The following is a 16,679-nucleotide window of genomic DNA, read 5'->3' as shown; positions in this document are numbered from 1 at the left end:
CCTCCCGAAGGCGGCCTGGATCAACCAACCCGCCAAGGAGGAGCATCAGGAAGAACCCGCAGCCTGACGTGTCTCACCGGAATTGACAGGCACCGAGGCACGGTCTGGCTCTACCTCAACCGTGTCCGCCCGGCCCTACTGGAATGGTCGAACCGCTACGACCACCTGCGGGAAGTGACCCGCGACGATGTCCTCGCCTACGTCAAGACACTGCATGGCCACCAGCGACACGACCAACTCGTCGCCCTGCGTTCGCTGTTCGGCTGGGCCAAGCGGAACGGGCTGATCTCCCGCAACCCGACCAGCCGGATCAAGGTCGGTCAGTACCAGTACGGCGTGCTGCAGCCGCTCGTCCCCACGCAGGTCGACCGGGCCGTCGCGGCGGCCGTGCGCTCCTGGCAGACGGCCTTTGCCGGTCTTGTTCCCCAGCACTACCTCGACGCCATGGACCCAAGCCGCGAAGAGTCCGAGTGGAAGACACGCATCGCGGAGACCCGATGGCCATCGTCGGGAGTGCTGGTTGCCGAAACCGAGGCGGGGATCGTCGGATTTGCAGGTTTCGGCCCGTCTCAGGAAACCCCTGCCGTCGCGGAAATCGGCACGTGGCTGTGACGTTGTTCAGCGGCTCCACCATGACGGCTTCGCGCGGCCCCACCGGGGTGGGTAGCGCGACGCATTGAGTGGTGGTGACGGCGCGAAGTGGCCCCATCTCAGCTCTTGCAGTGAGACGTTTCCCGTGGTCTCCAGCGGGGGCGGTGCTGTGGATGTCGTTGTCCAAGCAGGAGTTATTCGACCGGATCCGGCGCGACAGCTGGCAGCAGCAGATGTCAATCCGGGCCCTGTCCAGGAAGTACGGCGTGCATCGCCGACTGGTACGCGAGGCGTTCCAGGCGGTCATAAAAGTCGCGTGCCAGCCGACCAGGCTCCCGTACCATTGCAGGACGTAGTCGCCGTCCGCGGCCGTCCTCCCAGGAACCAAGTGACGAGGTCTGGGATTTCCCTGACTTCACGCCCACGCTGGCTCCAAGATGTACGCAACCGTTTCCAGAAGATGCACGCTGCTGTTTCCAGCATTTGACACCTCCACCGAAGATGGCCGCGGCGCTGGCAACGGTTGCCGGACGGCCGGCCCAATATCCTGCGCGGAGTATGGACTGGAGACTCCGGTCGGCGGCGGAGGCCCAACACTAATGATCACCGGAGTCACCAGGGAGCCCGCAGCGTGACCGGCACCACGGAGGCCCTTAGCGGGTCGGCTGCAGTCGACAATGCAGCACGAAGTGTCACGCGCCCGTTCTACGTATACGCCGTGCTCACCAACACGCTGTTCCAGCGCGGCGTATTCGTCCTCTTCCTTCAGCAGCGAGGCTTCTCCGCCGAGCAAGTGGCCCTACTGCAGACACTGCTCTACCTGGTCAGCGGACTTGCGGAGTTGCCGACGGGAGTCATCGCCGACCGAATCGGCAGGCGTGCCAGCATCATGATCGGCCAGATGCTGATAGCTGGATGTCTGCTCGGTCAGGTGGCGTTCTCCAACTACTGGGTGTTCCTGGCGCTGTTCATCGGGCAGGGCGTGGGCATGGCATGTGTGTCCGGTTCGGACACCGCCCTGCTGTACGACCTGCTCGTGCGTCGTGGTGCAACGGCCAGCTACGTCAAGATCAAGTCCCGGTTCACCATGCTCGGGACGGTCACCTCGGGAGCCGCCATCGTCCTCGGCGGCCAACTGCAGCAGATTTCCTGGGGAGTCGTCTACGTCGGTTCGGCGGCGTGCCTCGTCCTGGCCGTGGTGGTGCTGATGTCACGGGTGCCCGAGATCCGCGGCGCGGACGCGGTGGACGAGCAGGACGGAGCCGAGGAGGAGCACGGCGACGCCACAGCATGGCGGGCGATGCTTCGGGTCGCCACGCCGGCGCTCGTGACGCTTGTCGTGGTGTCCGGATTGCTGCATGCAACTTTGACGCCGTACATCATTTTTACGCAGAAGACCCTCTCCGATCAGGGAGCGGGCACCGCATTGGTCAGCGTGGTCATATCGGCGGGATTCTTCGCTGGCGGGCTCACTCCGCTGCTGTCGGACCGCGCGGACCGGCGCATCGGGTATCGGGTCATAGTCCCGGTGTCTCTCCTGACGCTCGCCGCGGCACTCGGCCTGAGCGGCCTCGGCCTTGTCTGGGTCACCATCGCCGCGTTCCTGGCCCTGGTCGGGATTCCCGAGATCACCGCCGTGATCGTGGACAACGTGTTCAACGAGGCCGTGCCGTCACGCCACCGGGCGAGCCTGCTGTCGATGATCGCATTCGTGGAGTCGGCGCTCATCGGCATCGGCTATCTCGTCCTCGGCGCGCTCATGGACGGGCTGGGCTCCAGTGTGGGCATGGCCACCTACGCCGCGGTCCCCCTGCTGGCATGTCTCCTGTGGCTCTCGGTGCTCTTCCGAGGGGCACGGGTGACCACCGAGATCGAGAAGCCCGCCGACCAAAAGGCATCCTGAAACAGACCATCTCGAACAACGCCCTGCCCGATGGCAGGGTCGAGTGACACGTCACATGCCCCTCCGCCTGCACGGCATCGGCGATCATGTCGCGGACCGACCCGGGAATCGTGGCACGGAACGGGTTGCCTGGCCGGAAGATGCACGTCGCGCACCGCTCGGCCGGCACCCACACCTCACCGGTCGCCTCGTCGACGACCGGGGCACACACCGCGTCGTCATCGAGGAGTTCCTCAGCATCGATGGGCGGCATGCCGCCCATCATGCCGACGCTCCCGCGCGGCGACAACCAGATCCCGCGTGGTCCCGCTTCAAGCCGTCACCCGGGGCCGCTTCGCGACGTCCGACATGCACCGAAGCTTCACAAAGTGGGGCCGCGCAAAGCCGTCATGGTGGAGCCGCTGAACAACGTCACAGCCAGGCACGCTTTACGCGATGCCCGAGGTCTGGGGCACTGGGGTCGGGAAGCATCTGATGCTGGCCACGTTGACAACTCTCGGACAGTCCGACTACACGCAAGCCACCTTGTGGGTCCTCAAAGATAATGAACGCGCCCGGCGCTTCTACGAAGCCGCCGGCTGGCGCGCAGACGGCGCAGCCGTGGAGGACACCACCGGTGGGGCCTCCCTCAACAAGTTGCGCTACCGCCGCCCTGTTGGCTAGCCCGCTCACCGGCCGGGCCGTCCATGGAACCAGGAACGGCATGGTCGCGAGTTGGAGCCGAACTCACGGAACCAGTTCAGTGGAGCACGACGACGGACCCTTGAGTTCCCACCGAGATCCCTTCAGTTTGCATGAACTCACGGCGCTCTCGGGGGTTGAGGAACATCGGAACGAAAACCGGCGCTAAGCATCTGTCGGCCCTGGTGGGCGCCTGACGGGACTTCGGGCGCGGGGCGATCTTGAAGTCATCCCACAGATAACGCCCCAATATCTGCGGTAGCTTGATCCGTCACCTGCGGTGACGTTCTCCGGCCGCTACGTGAAGCGGCCCTGTTATCTGTGGCAAGGGGGAAGCGGTGCCCACCGTCGTACAACTGCCGGCCGGGAAGGCGTTGACGGTCCGCGCGGCGGCGGACGTGTTTCTCGACTCGCTCGGCAACCCGAACACGGTCCGCAACTACGGGATCGGGGTGGGCAAGACCGCTGAACGGCTCGGCGAGGCCCGGCCGCTGGCGTCGGTCGCGGACGACGAGATCGGCGAGGCCCTGGAACTGCTCTGGGGCACCGCGGCGGTCAACACCTGGAACTCCCGCCGGGCGGGGGTGCTGTCCTGGCTCGGCTGGTGCCGTGAGCGCGGCTACGAGGGACCGATGGTCCCGGCCTGGGCGAAGCGGCTGGCGGTGCCGGACTCCGAGACCCCGGCCCGCTCGAAGATGGCGGTCGACCGGCTGATCGCGCGGCGCGAGGTGCACCTGCGGGAGAAGGCGCTGTGGCGGATGCTCTACGAGACCGCCGGGCAGTCCGAGGAGATCCTGGGCGTCAACATCGAGGAGCTGGACTTCGCCGGGCGCCGTTGCCTGGTCAAGGCCAAGGGCGCCCGGACCAAGGCCCGCCGCCGGGGCCAGTCGCGTGGGGACTACGTGCTGGAGCCGGTGTACTGGGATGCCGGCACCGCCCGGCTGCTGCCCCGGCTGCTCAAGGGCCGCACCCGCGGTCCGGTGTTCGTCACCGCCCGCCGTGCGGGGCCGGGGAAGATCATTGGCCCTCGGGACGTGTGCCCAGACACCGGGGCGGCGCGCCTGTCCTACGGCCAGGCCCGCGCCCTGCTGGACATCCCCACCGCCACACAGGGCCCGGGGACGGGCTGGGACCTGCACGAATACCGCCACTCCGCGCTGACGCACCTGGGCGAGGCTGGCGCGTCGCTGCTGATGCTGATGGCCAAGTCCCGGCACCGCAAGCCGGAGAACCTGCGCCGCTACGTCAAGCCGTCGCCGGACGGCATCGCCGAACTCACCAGCCTGCTCGCACCCGGCGACACACGCCGAGGCGGCGGCACGTGACCGAGTCGGCCGACCCGTCGATCCTGATCATCCCGACCGACCCGAAACCACCGAGCCCTGGAGTTGACATGGCTGACATGATCGTGCCCGACCCCGTCACGCGGGACATTCTCGCGATCTTCGAACGCGCGCGATCCCGGCTGTTCGAGCGCCTGGAGGACCTGACCGACGCCGAGTACCACTGGGAGCCGGTCAGCGACTGCATCAGCATCCGCCCCGGCGACGACGGCGTCTTCCGCGTCGCCACGCTATTTCCGGAATCGAGTCCGGAGGCGCCGGACCCCCTCACGACGATCGCCTGGCGCATCTGGCACATCGGCAGCCTCTGCCTGCGCGGCTATGTGATCCACTTCTTCGAGGACGTCCCCGAGTTCGGCGACCGCCACGAGTGGCCGGGCACCGCGAAAGAGGGCGTCCAGGCGCTCGCCGAGGACTGGGAGCACTTCATCTCCCGTATCGCAGCCCTCGGCGACAAGCGCCTGTTGGCGCCGATGGGCCTGGGCCCCGGCGGTTGGGCCGATGAGACCTATCTGAAGCTCGCGCTGCACGCTCTGGTCGAGGTCGCGCATCACGGCGGCGAGATCGGCCTGCTGCGCGACCTGTACCTACGCGAACGCGTCTGATTTCGGCGGTGGGCGACCTTGTCCGGCGGCCGTGTGCCGCCAGACAACGGCCGGGGTCGGCGGCTATCTCCTTCCTCCCGGTCTACTCATCGGCCGCGTCTGGGTCACGCAGGGGCCTCATACCGCCGGGCAGACCGGGCAGCCGGAAGGAGTAGCGGCCCAGCATGTTGATGTGGTGCCGCACGAACGGCGAGAGGCGGGCCACGTCCTCGTCACGGACGTCGAAGCCGTCCGCGCGCAGCTGGTTCACCGCGGCGTCGGTGTAGCGCGTCGTGAACAGCACGAGGGCGTTGAGGACCAGGCCGAGTGCGCCGATCTGGTCTTCCATGCCGTCCCGGTAGCGCTGGTAGAGCTGCCCGGCCCGGCCGTGGAAGATCTTCCGGGCCAACGCGTGGCGGCCTTCTTGGAGGTTGGCCTGGCTCTTGATCTGCCGCTGGTAGCCGGGCTCGTCGGCCAGGCGCAGGATGTGCAGGGTCTTCGCGATCCGCCCGTAGTGGGCGATCGCGTCGCCGAGCGGGGTGGGGCGGCCGTCACGCGAGAGCATGCGGATGACGTCGTAGGCGCGGACGGCTCCGGTGTGGATGGAGCCGATGATCCGCAGGATGTCCTCCCAGTGCCGCTCGATCCGGGCGAGGTCGATCCGCCCGCGGGCGGCGTCCTGAAAGGCGCCGTAGTTCGCGGTGCGGTCGATGCGCCACATCTTCTGATCCGGCAGGTCGGCGAGCTGCGGCGCGTACGCGAACCCGGCCAGCGTAAGCAGGCCGAAGACGATGTCGCTGTAAGAAGCGGTGTCCGTGACGATCATTTCGGGGCGCCTGCCACCGTCGCGGTCGTAGAGGACGTCCAGCACGTACAGCGAGTCGCGTGGGGTGCCGGCCACCACCTTCCCACCCAGCCCCGCCGCCTGATCGTTGATCATGTTGAGCCAGGTGGCGCCGCCCCGGCGCCCGAAGTACTTCGGCCCGCCGGTGACGCTGACGGCACGTCAGCTCGGTGCGCCGCGGGAGCTATGCCTCCGGGTAGTGGCCGACGCGCGGCTTACCAGCCTGCGTCGGGCAAAGGTCGCCTACACCACGAGGCGGGACACGACCGCGTGCCAGGGCGTGGCCGCCCGATCAGAGGTCACCCGACAGGCTCTGAGCCTGCGCCGGCGGCGTTCGCCGGTAGGGACGAAGTGCACCGTGTTTCATGACGACTTCACGGATCCGCAAGGTGGCCGGGCCGCCGAGTGCGGGCCCGGTTCTGCAGCAGTGTGCGTCTGATGTCGGCGGCGGTGGCCCGCGCGTGCTCCGTGGTCGCGGTGCGGTCGGCTGCGGACGGGACGAAACGGTGCGTCGGCCGCCGGCAGTACGTACACGCCGTATCGGTGGTGAGGAGAAAGCCGTCCTCGCACTGCGGGTGCGAGCAGGCCCCCGGGCGGATCAGCTGCTCGGCGATCTCCTGAGGGGTCCAGCGGCGCCGGCCGTCCTCGTCCTTCTCGTGGAGGGCATGGGCCCAGCGGACGTTCCATCGGCGTTCCACCCGGTCCAGGAGCTGGTCGGGGGTCCGGTGACCCAGCTGCTGATGGACCAGGTCGCGCAGCTCCGCCGGAAGGCGGCGGCCGAACGCCTGCGTCAGCTGGTGCGGAAAGGCCTGGAGAACATATCCGACCGGGTCGATGCCTGCCCGCGCCCGCCAGTTCCGGCACGGGCAGGCACCTTCGGGCGGCGGCGGGTGGTGGCAGGCACCGCACAGCCCGCGGCAGTCGGTGCAGAGCCCGTCGTCGAGCCCGTCCAGGTGCGGTGCGGGGGCACGGCCGCATTCACGGCAGCAGGCGGCGCACAGCCCGCAGAGCCGTTCATCGCCCCATCGGGTGGTCCAGGGCCGTTGTTGGCAACGGCAGCAACGGCCCGCGTTGCAGTGCTCGTGGTGGGCGGCGGCCGATGGGGGGCCGAGGGGAGGGAAGGACACGGTGGCGATCTCCAGGCCCTGGGCAGTACAGGATCTCGGCGCTCCTGTACGGGGGTCGGCGCCGGGACCCGTCGGACTGACATCGCCTCAGACCGTTTCACGCCCGGCGGCTACCGTCCCCGGTTGATCGGTTCGTGCGCTTCACTGTCCAGGATGATCATCCTTTCCTTTCGGTACAGCCCTGGATCCGACATGCTCGAGCCCGCTTCTGTCCGCACCTGGTGAAATGGGAACGTGACGCAGGCGGGCGGGAGCGCGTCAGGGCTGGAGCCCGCTGACGACGTTCGCTGTGGCCGTCAGTCCCTCCTGGATCGTCGGTGCCATGCTCGTACCCGCAAGGAAGAATCCGAGCATCGCGCAGACGATCGCATGCGAGGGTTTCAGTCCGCCGTTGCGGAGAAAAAGCACCGCAAGGAGCAGCAGAAGCAGCACCAGTGAGATCGAAATGGCCATGGCCAACCTCCTCCGCCGCGCCGGAATGCGGCATTCGGCCGCCAGTGTGGCGTAGCGGAGGGGCCATCCGGCGGACTGGCATGTCCGCCATCCGGGTGTTGACTGGCTGTCACCGTCCCGGGCCGTACAGCCCGTCAGGCACCACCCCGGGCGCCCCTGTCCATCGCGCGGAGGAAGAGCTCCAACCCGGCCAGGTCGTCCGTGTTGAGGTGGTCGACCCCGGCCGCCAGCAGCTCGGTCCAGACGGCGTCGCGTTCGGGGCCGGCCACATCGGGCGTGGCCCAGAAGCGCATACGCCGGCCCTCGCGGTGGGCGGCGGTGACGAGAGCGCGGAGTCTGTCGCGTTCGGCGGCGGGGAAGGGGCCCGCGCCCAGCCAGCTGAAGCTCTGGGTCCAGTTGCTGCTGATGAGCGGGATGAACGAGGCGATTGCCGCGGTGCCCAGGTCGTCGAGCCGGCCGTCGTAGAAGGCCAGGCGGGTCCGCTGCACCTCCATGGGGACGCGGGCGGCCCGGTCGCCCGAGACGACAGGGGTGACCGCGCCTGCGCGGACCCGGCCGTCGTGGTACGAGGTCAGCATCCGGCGGTATCGCTGAAGCTGTCGGTCGAGTTCGAGGTAGGCGGCGGCCCCGTCCGTCTTGATGTCGATGAGCAGCTGTACGGGTTCGCGGTGACCCGGGTACACGGCGCCGTGGTTGGCCGTGACCCTGGCCAGCAGCGGGTCGAGGTAGAGCGACGCAAGGGTGCGGGTGGGGTCGAGATCGGTGGCCTCATGGGCGACGAGCAGATCCCCGTCCACAAGGAAGATGTCCGCTTCGACGCTGGTGAACCCGTGGGAGAGCGCGTCGTGGAGGGGATGCGTATGCAGGTAGTCGTTGTGCGCGTGGGCCTGCCGGAGGGGACGGTGGTGGCGGGCAACTGCGGCGGGCTCCGCGGCCGCAGCCGGCTGGAGGGGTAAGACTGCGCCTGCGGCGACCGTGGCAAGAGCGGTGGTGACGACGCGGCGGCGGGTCGGGAATGCCATGGATTCTCCCGGGATCAGGGTGTGGACCGGACGGGCGGACCTGCCCGAGTATGGGTCCGGAGCAGCTCCGTCGGGCAGGTCCCTGCCAAGATTTGATCCGGGCGTCGTCCCCTCGTCGACTGGGGTTCCCCGGTCGGGCCGGTTGCGTCCGGCGCGGGTTGGCGCCGCCGCGGTTCTGGTTGGCGCCGCCGTGGGAACCGACAGGTTCAGCTGCACCCCGGTGCCGACACCGGGAGGGATGACCTCGAACCGCCCACCGGGAACGACGGAGGGGCGGAGGCGCCTGTCACGCACCTCCGCCCCACGTCCCTTTGTTCCCGACGCAGTTGCCCTACGGTGCCGGCAGCTCCATCAGCTCGGCGATGGCCTCGCGGTGGCGGCCCGCCGTGCCGTACGCGATCGAGTCGGCCTTGGCCCGCTTCAGATACAGATGCGCGGGGTGCTCCCACGTCATGCCGATGCCTCCGTGCAACTGGATGCACTCCTCCGCCGCGCGGACCGCGACCCCGGAGCAGTACGCCTGCGCCACGGCCACCGCGAGCGGCGTGTCGGGGCTGCCCGTCGCGAGGGCGTCCGCGGCGTTGCGCGCGGCCGCACGGGCCGAGACGACCTGGAGCCAGAGCTGCGCCATCCGGTGTTTGAGCGCCTGGAACGAGCCGACGGGCCGGTTGAACTGGTGCCGTTCGCGGGTGTACCGGACCGTCTCGGTCAGGCACCATTCGGCGAGACCGAGCTGCTCGGAGGCGAGCAGCCCGGCACCGGCGAGCAGCCCGCGGCGTACGGCGGGGCGCGCGGCCTCCGCGTCCGTGAGGCGGGTACCGGTGGCTGCGGTGAGGGTGACGGTGGCGAGCGGGCGGGTCGGATCGAGCGCGACGAGCGGCTCGACGGTGACGCCCGCGGCACCGGCCTCGACCGCGTACAGGCCGTCGGCGGTCGGTACGAGCAGCAGATCGGCGGCGACCGCGTCGGCGACCGCGGTGACGGTCCCGTCCAGGGTGCCGGTCACCGTCACGGTCCCGACCGCCGCGGGAAACGGCACGGCGAGGACCGAGACCTTGCGGCCCGCCGCCAGCTCACCGAGGAGTTCACCGACCGGTCCGTCCTCCGTCCCCAGTGCGAGGAGCGTCTCGGTGGCGACGACCGCGCTGGTCAGATACGGGGCGGGGGCGACGCTGCGGCCCAGCTCCTCCAGGACCACCGCAGCCTCGCGATGGCTTGCGCCCTGGCCGCCGAGCTTCTCCGGCACGAGCAGCCCCGCGGCGCCGATGTCCGCGCCGAGGGCCTTCCACAGCTGCGGGTCGTACGGCGTGTCGGACTCGATTCGGGCAATCACCGCCGGCGCGTCGGCCCGGTCGGCGAGCAACGACCGTACGGCGGCCCGCAGATCATCCTCGGCCGTCGAGTACAGCAGGTCGGGCGCCACGGTCTCTTTGGTCTGTGCTGTCATCGGGACAGGTCCTTCCAGGCGGCGTCCTTGTCGTTGCGCGGCTCGGCGGGCAGTCCGAGGACGCGTTCGGCGACGATGTTCAGCAGTACCTCGCTCGTACCGCCCTCGATCGAGTTGCCTTTGGACCGCAGATAGCGGTAGCCCGCATCGCGTCCGGTGAAGTCGACAAGATCGGGGCGGCGCATGGTCCAGTCGTCGTACAACAGCCCCTCCTCGCCGCGGAGTTCGACCTCCAAGCCGCTGATCTCCTGGTTGAGACGGGCGAAGGCGAGCTTCATGCCGGAGCCCTCGGGGCCCGGCTGTCCGGCGACGAGCTGCTGACGCAGCCGCTCACCGGCGAGACGGGCGACCTCGGCCTCGACCCAGAGGTTGAGCAGGCGCTGGTGGAGATCGTGGGTGCGCAGTTCGGGCCGTTCGCGCCAGGTCCTGGCGACGGGACCGATCATGCCGCCCTCGCGCGGGATGCGGGATCCGCCGATCGAGACGCGCTCGTTCATCAGGGTGGTCCGGGCGACCTTCCAGCCGTCGCCGACCGGTCCGAGCCGCCTGCTGTCGGGGATGCGTACGCCGGTGAGGAAGACCTCGTTGAACTCGGCCTCGCCGGTGATCTGGCGCAGCGGCCGCACCTCGACGCCCGGGTCGGTCATGTCGCAGATGAAGTAGCTGATACCACGGTGCTTGGGCAGGTCCGGGTCCGTGCGGGCGATGAGGATCGCCCAGCGGGCCACATGGGCGCTGGACGTCCAGACCTTCTGACCGTCGACCACCCAGTCCTCGCCGTCCCGGACGGCGCGGGTGCCGAGCGCCGCCAGGTCGGACCCGGCGCCCGGCTCACTGAAGAGCTGGCACCACACCTCCTCGCCGACCCACAGGGGCCGCAGGAAGCGCTCCTTCTGCTCGTCGGTGCCGAAACCCAGGATGGTGGGGGCCGTCATGCCGAGGCCGATGCCGATGCGGCGCGGGTCGTTGTCGGGGGCTCCCGCGGCGGCGAGCTCGGCGTCGACGGCGGGCTGCAGCGAGCGCGGCGCGTCGAGTCCGCCGAGCCCGGCCGGGTAGTGGACCCAGGCGAGTCCGGCGTCGAAGCGGGCCTTCAGGAAGTCGGTCCGGTCGGTGGTGGCCGGGGGGTGGGCGGCGAGCAGTTCGCGTGTGAGGCGGCGGAGTTCGGCCGCGTCGGCAGTCGTCATCGGGCACCTCCCGGAAGGACGACGATCCGGCCGGTGCTCGTGCCGTCGGCCACACGCTGGACGGCGGCAGCCGCCCCGTCGAGTGCGACACGCTCGCTGATCAGCGGCTTGATGACGCCCCGCGCCGCGAGCGCGGTGAGCTCCTCGTGGCAGGCGCGGACCGCGGCCGGGTCCTTGGTGTTGTACAGGCCCCAGTGGAGCCCGACGATCGAGTAGTTCTTGACGAGGGCGTGGTTGAGCGCCGGGGTGGGGATGGCGCCGCTCGCGAATCCGACGACGATCACCCGGCCCTCGAAGGCGATGCACTTGACGGACTTGGCGTACGCGTCGCCGCCGACCGGGTCGTAGACGACATCGGCCCCCCGTCCGCCGGTGAACTCCTTGACCGCTGCGACGATGTCCTCGGTCCGGCGGTCGATGACCAGGTCACAGCCGAGCTCATGGGCGGTCTTGGCCTTCTCGGGGCCGCCTACGACACCGATGACCTCGGCCCCGGCAGCCTTGCCGAGCTGGACGGCCGCGCTGCCGACTCCGCCCGCCGCGGCGTGCACGAGAAGGGTCTCGCCCGCCTGCAGGCGCGCCCTGCGGTGCAGCCCGAACCAGCCTGTCTGATAGCCGATGTGCAAGGCGGCCGCCTCTGCGTCGTCCAGGGCGTCCGGGGCCGGCAGGAGCGCCGCCTCGTCCGCGACGACGTACTCGGCGAATCCGCCGTTCGGCAGGGCGGGAGTGGCGAGCACCCGGCGCCCGTCCGGCGTCTCACCGCAGATCTCCACGCCCGGGGTGAACGGCAGCGGCGGCCGTACCTGGTACTGGCCGCGGCAGAGCAGCGCGTCGGGGAAATTGATGTTCGCCGCGAGCACCTTGAGGAGCACCTGCCCGTCGCCTGGCGTGGGCCGGTCCGTCTCTTCGAGCCGCATCACCTCGTTCGGCTCGCCGTTCCGGTGCACTCGCCATGCCTGCATGAGGGGCCTCCACAACACTGTCGGCATTACCACTGCTCCGCCGCATACTAAGCGGTCGCTTGCCTCTCTGGGAACAACGTGCCCCGGACCGATTCGGCCGGGCCGGGACATGACTGCGCGCCCGGCACGCCCCGAGAGGTTCCAGGGATGCCGGGCGCTGCCGCTCGGAGCGACGTCGGCCGGTGCCAGGGTCCGCTCCTACGGCCCCTGCCGGTTCAGCCGACCACCAGCTCGGCGATCTGCGGCGCCGCGGACCCGGCGCGCCAGGCGAGACGTACCGCGTCGGCCGTCCGGCCGGTCGCATTCACCCTGGTGTAGGGGCCGTCGAGCGCACCGACGGTCTGCCAGGTCCCGTCGGCGCCCCGCAGCTGGATGTCGGCGAGAGCCTCCGACCCGGCCGGCTGCAGGACGGTGACGGACCCGACGGAGCGCGCGGAGCCGAGCCCCAGCTCCAGCGCCTCACCGGCCTCGGGCGCGCGCGCCGCCCGGTAGACGGTGCCGAGGTCGCCGTCGGCCGCCGAACGCAGGGCGGATCCGGCGGCGGCGGGCGGTCCGCCGGCCACCGCACCGTCCTCCGTCTCGACGGCGAACTCGCGTACGACGAGCCAGTACGTCTGACCCGCGGTTGCCCGCGCCCGCACATAGCGGGCCTTCGTCCCGGCGGGGGCGGTCGCGCTGACGTCCGGCTTTCCGGAGAAGGCGGTGAGCTGCTGCCAGGTCTGCCCGTCGGCGGAGTACTCCAGCACCCCGTCGTGGAGGTAGTCGCCGGTGCTTCCCGGCTTGGCCATGGCCAGGGTGACGCCGCCGATCTCCCTTACGCGGCCCAGGTCGACGGTGACCTGATCGCCGGCGGCGGGCGCACCGTCGCTCCAGAAGTACGTCGAGTCGTCGCCGTCGAGCATCCGGGCTACGGTGTTGGTCTGGTACGTACCGAGGCTGGTCGATGCCGTGGGCCTGCCGCTCACACCGATGATCCGGTCGTGCTCGGCGGTGGCCCTGTCGACGAATCCGTCCAGCACCCCGTTGCCGACGATGACCGGCACCTTGCGGCCGTCAAGTCCCGTGTAGGTGAAGGACTTCGCCTCGGCCACCAGCGCGGGCAGCTGCTGGCGGAGCTCCCACGCCTGCGCGCCCTTTCCGGCGCGGGCCGCCTCGACCATGCGCAGTGCCGTCCGGGTCGCGGTCACCCAGGACTCGGTGGCGTCCAGCCAGGGGCCCGAGTCGTCGATGAAGCCGCGGTCCGGGAGGCTGCTGCGCAGGCGGTCCGGGGCGATGCCCAGGTCGCGGAGCACGGAGGTGAGCCGGTCCGCGTCGCCGGACTGCCAGTAGCGGGTGAACTCGCCGGCCAGGTCGGGTGCTTCCTGCTTGTTCAGGGCCGAGCTGTAGTTGATGTCGGCGAAGGCCCGCAGCGCCTTCTCGGTGCGGGCGTCGCCGCCCGCATACTCCCCCAGCCCCCGCAGCCACGAGGCACGCTCGTCGTAGGCGGCGTCGTTCCAGGAGTAGTCCGCGACCGTGTAGAGCGAGAGCTTGGAGGCGTACGGCTGGATCATCGGGTTGGCGGTGATCCCGGCCAGCTCGCCCGGCAGCCCCTTCTCCCGGCCGTTGAACGGGCCGAGCAGCAGCCGGTTGGTGACATAGTCGTTGACCGGGTAGTTGTCCCAGGTCAGGATCGGGTGGTTGAAGACCGTGCGGGCGGCCTTGGCCTGGGCGACGGTCATCGTCGGCGCGATGACGCCGACGCCTGTCCACTCGACGAGGACATCGGGGTCGAGCTGCTCGGCGAGCGCCTTCTTGTAGGCCGTGGCCGAGACGTTGTAGTACTCGGTGGGCACCATCTGGAGCGGCTGGGCACCCGGGTGCGTGGCGATGAACTCCTTGTTCACCTTGTTCAGGAGATACGCCTGCGCGGCGCCCGCCGCACCGCCGCCGGTCCCCCATTTCGCCTTGTCCGCCGCACAGTTCCAGTCGGTGTAGCTGATGTCGTCGAGCGGGACCGCGAAGGTGCGCACGCCGATGTCCCAGATCGCCTGGAACTTGTCGACGAGCGCCTTGGCGTCGGCGTCGGAGCTGTAGCAGACGGAGAGTCCGGGCGAGAGGGCGTAGGTGAACTCGACGTGCCGCTGCACGGCCCGGTCGGTGAGTTCCTTAATCTGCGCCAACTGCTCCGCGGGGTACTGGTCGCGCCACTTCTCGCGGAGGTACGCGTCGTCCTTCGGCGAGTACACATAGATGTTCATCTTGTGCTCGCCGTAGTAGTCGAGCTGGTCGAGGCGGGCCTCGTGCGACCACGGAGTGCCGTAGAAGCCTTCGATGACGCCGCGCAGCGCGGTGCCCGGCCAGTCGCGTACCACAAGCCCGTCGACCTCGGCGCCGGGGTGGCTCTGCCGGGGCAGGATCTGACGGAGGGTCTGGGCGGCGTAGTACGTGCCGGTGGTGTCCTTGCCCGCGAGGACGATGCGGTCGGCGCCGACGCCGAGGACGTATCCGTCGGCGGGCAGCGCGTCCGGACCCTCGATGTGCTGGTCCGCGAGGGCGGCGGAGACACCGACGTGGACGTTGAGTCCGCTCCCGCCGGGTCTGTCGCTCCGTACGATCCGCTGCGCACCGGCGCGGCGCAGCGCGGCTTCGACGACCTTCACGGAGGGCTCGTCGGAGGTGTCGCCCGTCACCAGGGTGACGGTGGGGCTGATCGTGACCCGGTCGGACCGGGTCCTGACCGACTGCGGGGTCGGGGTGATGGCCGGAGTGCTCTGGCCGGTCGCGGCGTTCCGCAGGGCGTCCGTCCGGCTGCTGTCGGCGGCCTGGGCGGCCGGCGCGGCGGTCAGCAGGCCGCCGATGAGCAGACTCGCGGCCGCGCCGAGCGCGGTGAGACGGGGTGGGCGAGGCGTCACATGTCCTCCATGGGTCACTCAAGTCACCAGAGTCGCGCAACACAACGAGACCGAATTCAACCTCATGGCGCCAACATGTCAATGGTCTGGACAACACGAAGGCTTGGACCTGGTGTTCTGTCTCTCGGCAGGCGGTATCGATACGGCACGACGGAGCACTGGTCCACCCCTGGACCGGCCGCCCCGCCGCCGTCCGGCGCGAGTGCACCGACGGTCGGTCGGCCTGGGCGGGCAGCGTTGCGTGTCAGGCGCTTGAGCGCGGGGACTCCTGCCGCCACCACAGGCCGTGGGTCACTCTGCGCCCACCGTACGCAGTGCGGCCAGGACCAGCGTGCGGGTGACGGTGATGATCTCGGCGACACGCACCTGCTCCTGCGGCCCGTGTGCCCACCTCACCTCGCCGGGCCCGTACTGGAGCGTGGGGATGCCCTGCGCTCCGTACAGCCGCAGGTCGCTGCCGTAGGGCGCGCCCTGCTCACGCGGTGGCCTGGCGCCGGTGATGTCGGCGTGGGCGCGACCGACCAGCGCCGCCAGGGGGTGTCCGTGCGGCAGCCGGCCGCTGGCGAACTGGCCACCCGGCCAGGTCACCGTGGCCGGGTGGGTGCGCAGCCAGGAATCGGCGGCGCAGGCTTCGGCGATGCAGTTCTCCAGCTCCGTGCGGGCTTCGGCCGGGTCCTCGTCCAGCCGGACGCCCAGTCGTCCCTCGGCCACGAGAAGGTCGGGGACGCTGCTGGCCCAGTCACCGGCGTGGACCGTACCGACGGACAGCGGGTAGGGGATGGGGTAGGCGGCCATCAGCGGGTGGGGGTCGGCATTGCGGGCGGCCTCCAGACAGGACAGTGCGCGGTGGAGGGGGAGGTAGGCGTCGAGGGCGCTGACCCCTGCGTAGCGGGTGCTGCCGTGGGTTGCCTGACCGGGGACCTCGATGCGGAAGGTCAGGGCTCCTGCGTTCGCTGTCATCAGCGTGCCGCTGGTCGGTTCGGTGATGATGCAGGCGTCTGCGGTGTGGCCGCGCCGGAGCGTGCCGAACGCGCCGAGCCCGCCGTCCTCCTCGCTGACCACGAAGTGGGCCGCGAGACGGCCTCGCAGTCTCACCCCGGCGGTGCGGATGGCGGTCAGGGCCGCGAGCACGGACGCCAGCCCGGCCTTCATGTCGCAGGCACCACGACCGTGAACGACGTCCCCGGCGACCCGCGGTACGAACGGGTCGCCCGCCCACCTGGCCCGGTCGCCGGGAGGTACGACGTCGACATGACCCTGCAGGACGAGGGTCGGTCCGTCGCTGTCGTCGGGTGTGCTGCCCGCCAGCCCCCATGCCTCGTCCCGCGGGACCTCGGCGCCCGGGTAGGCGGGGTCCGCGCGCAGTTCGGGCAGGTTCATGGACCACAGGTCGACGTCGAGATCCAGCCGCTGAAGGTGCCGGGCCAGCAGGTGCTGCAGTTCGGATTCGGCGGCGCTGCCGGTCACGCTCGGCACGGCGAGCAGTTCCAGCAGCGTCCGGGCGACTGCGGCTTCGTCCACTGCGGCCAGCGCGGCTGCTTCAGCATCGCTCAGGGTTGCGGTCATGGCAGTACTGCTCCTGGCAGATCGACGTCAGGCCGATCCGGAGACTATGGCCGCACTTCCGGCGCGAACAATCTCCATTTG

The 16,679-nt window shown here is 70.0% G+C and carries 11 protein-coding genes and 3 pseudogenes; 5 read left to right on the top strand and 9 right to left on the bottom strand.

Going from position 1 to position 16,679, the window contains the following annotated elements:
* The 5 genes and pseudogenes from AB0I23_RS36025 to AB0I23_RS36005 all read left to right on the top strand — a co-directional run.
* A pseudogene (locus AB0I23_RS36025) lies at nucleotides 1–612 on the top strand (hypothetical protein); the annotation flags it as partial.
* Nucleotides 613–1,222: 610 nt separating this feature from the next.
* Nucleotides 1,223–2,494, top strand: coding sequence for an MFS transporter (locus AB0I23_RS36020; protein ID WP_359116195.1), 1,272 nt, complete (start codon nucleotides 1,223–1,225; stop codon nucleotides 2,492–2,494).
* Between the two features lie 432 nt (nucleotides 2,495–2,926).
* Nucleotides 2,927–3,157: pseudogene (locus tag AB0I23_RS36015) on the top strand (GNAT family N-acetyltransferase); the annotation flags it as partial.
* Nucleotides 3,158–3,513: 356 nt separating this feature from the next.
* On the top strand, nucleotides 3,514–4,500 hold the full coding sequence (locus tag AB0I23_RS36010; RefSeq protein WP_359116193.1) for a tyrosine-type recombinase/integrase: 987 nt from the start codon (nucleotides 3,514–3,516) through the stop codon (nucleotides 4,498–4,500).
* A gap of 68 nt (nucleotides 4,501–4,568) precedes the next feature.
* Nucleotides 4,569–5,123, top strand: a complete 555-nt coding sequence (locus AB0I23_RS36005) for a DinB family protein (protein WP_359116190.1) — start codon at nucleotides 4,569–4,571, stop codon at nucleotides 5,121–5,123.
* Nucleotides 5,124–5,205: 82 nt separating this feature from the next.
* Here AB0I23_RS36005 and AB0I23_RS36000 read toward each other — a convergent pair.
* The 9 genes and pseudogenes from AB0I23_RS36000 to AB0I23_RS35960 all read right to left on the bottom strand — a co-directional run.
* Nucleotides 5,206–6,084 (bottom strand): annotated as a pseudogene (locus AB0I23_RS36000) (Tn3 family transposase); the annotation flags it as partial.
* Nucleotides 6,085–6,320: 236 nt separating this feature from the next.
* Entirely contained in the window at nucleotides 6,321–7,073 is a 753-nt protein-coding gene (locus tag AB0I23_RS35995; RefSeq protein ID WP_359116188.1) for a hypothetical protein, read from the bottom strand.
* Nucleotides 7,074–7,331: 258 nt separating this feature from the next.
* Nucleotides 7,332–7,526, bottom strand: coding sequence for a hypothetical protein (locus AB0I23_RS35990; protein ID WP_359116186.1), 195 nt, complete (start codon nucleotides 7,524–7,526; stop codon nucleotides 7,332–7,334).
* Nucleotides 7,527–7,660: 134 nt separating this feature from the next.
* The gene (locus AB0I23_RS35985) at nucleotides 7,661–8,548 is read right to left on the bottom strand and encodes a phosphatidylinositol-specific phospholipase C/glycerophosphodiester phosphodiesterase family protein (RefSeq protein ID WP_359116184.1); all 888 of its coding nucleotides are present in this window, start codon (nucleotides 8,546–8,548) and stop codon (nucleotides 7,661–7,663) included.
* A 331-nt stretch (nucleotides 8,549–8,879) separates the two neighbouring features.
* Entirely contained in the window at nucleotides 8,880–9,995 is a 1,116-nt protein-coding gene (locus AB0I23_RS35980) for an acyl-CoA dehydrogenase family protein (protein ID WP_359116181.1), read from the bottom strand.
* A complete protein-coding gene (locus AB0I23_RS35975) occupies nucleotides 9,992–11,179 on the bottom strand; it encodes an acyl-CoA dehydrogenase family protein (protein WP_359116178.1) in 1,188 nt (395 codons plus the stop codon). The genes AB0I23_RS35980 and AB0I23_RS35975 overlap by 4 nt, the downstream gene beginning before the upstream one ends.
* Nucleotides 11,176–12,141 (bottom strand): NADPH:quinone oxidoreductase family protein, encoded by a 966-nt coding sequence (locus AB0I23_RS35970; protein ID WP_359116175.1) that lies wholly within the window; start codon nucleotides 12,139–12,141, stop codon nucleotides 11,176–11,178. The genes AB0I23_RS35975 and AB0I23_RS35970 overlap by 4 nt, the downstream gene beginning before the upstream one ends.
* Before the next feature lie 215 nt (nucleotides 12,142–12,356).
* Nucleotides 12,357–15,032 (bottom strand): beta-N-acetylglucosaminidase domain-containing protein, encoded by a 2,676-nt coding sequence (locus AB0I23_RS35965; protein ID WP_359116173.1) that lies wholly within the window; start codon nucleotides 15,030–15,032, stop codon nucleotides 12,357–12,359.
* Nucleotides 15,033–15,323: 291 nt separating this feature from the next.
* On the bottom strand, nucleotides 15,324–16,598 hold the full coding sequence (locus AB0I23_RS35960) for an ArgE/DapE family deacylase (protein ID WP_359116170.1): 1,275 nt from the start codon (nucleotides 16,596–16,598) through the stop codon (nucleotides 15,324–15,326).
* Nucleotides 16,599–16,679: the final 81 nt, after the last annotated feature.

The organism is Streptomyces atratus, from assembly GCF_040655115.1.
GTDB lineage: Bacteria > Actinomycetota > Actinomycetes > Streptomycetales > Streptomycetaceae > Streptomyces > Streptomyces atratus_D.
Note: the sequence above shows the minus strand (reverse complement) of the source record. Positions and strands in the feature narration are given on the sequence as shown.

Coding starts and splice junctions, on each gene's coding strand:
- AB0I23_RS36005 (WP_359116190.1), top strand. CDS start 4,569: ATGGCTGACATGATCGTGCCCGACCCCGTCACGCGGGACATTCTCGCG.
- AB0I23_RS35990 (WP_359116186.1), bottom strand. CDS start 7,526: ATGGCCATTTCGATCTCACTGGTGCTGCTTCTGCTGCTCCTTGCGGTG.
- AB0I23_RS35985 (WP_359116184.1), bottom strand. CDS start 8,548: ATGGCATTCCCGACCCGCCGCCGCGTCGTCACCACCGCTCTTGCCACG.
- AB0I23_RS35980 (WP_359116181.1), bottom strand. CDS start 9,995: ATGACAGCACAGACCAAAGAGACCGTGGCGCCCGACCTGCTGTACTCG.
- AB0I23_RS35975 (WP_359116178.1), bottom strand. CDS start 11,179: ATGACGACTGCCGACGCGGCCGAACTCCGCCGCCTCACACGCGAACTG.
- AB0I23_RS35970 (WP_359116175.1), bottom strand. CDS start 12,141: ATGCAGGCATGGCGAGTGCACCGGAACGGCGAGCCGAACGAGGTGATG.
- AB0I23_RS35960 (WP_359116170.1), bottom strand. CDS start 16,598: ATGACCGCAACCCTGAGCGATGCTGAAGCAGCCGCGCTGGCCGCAGTG.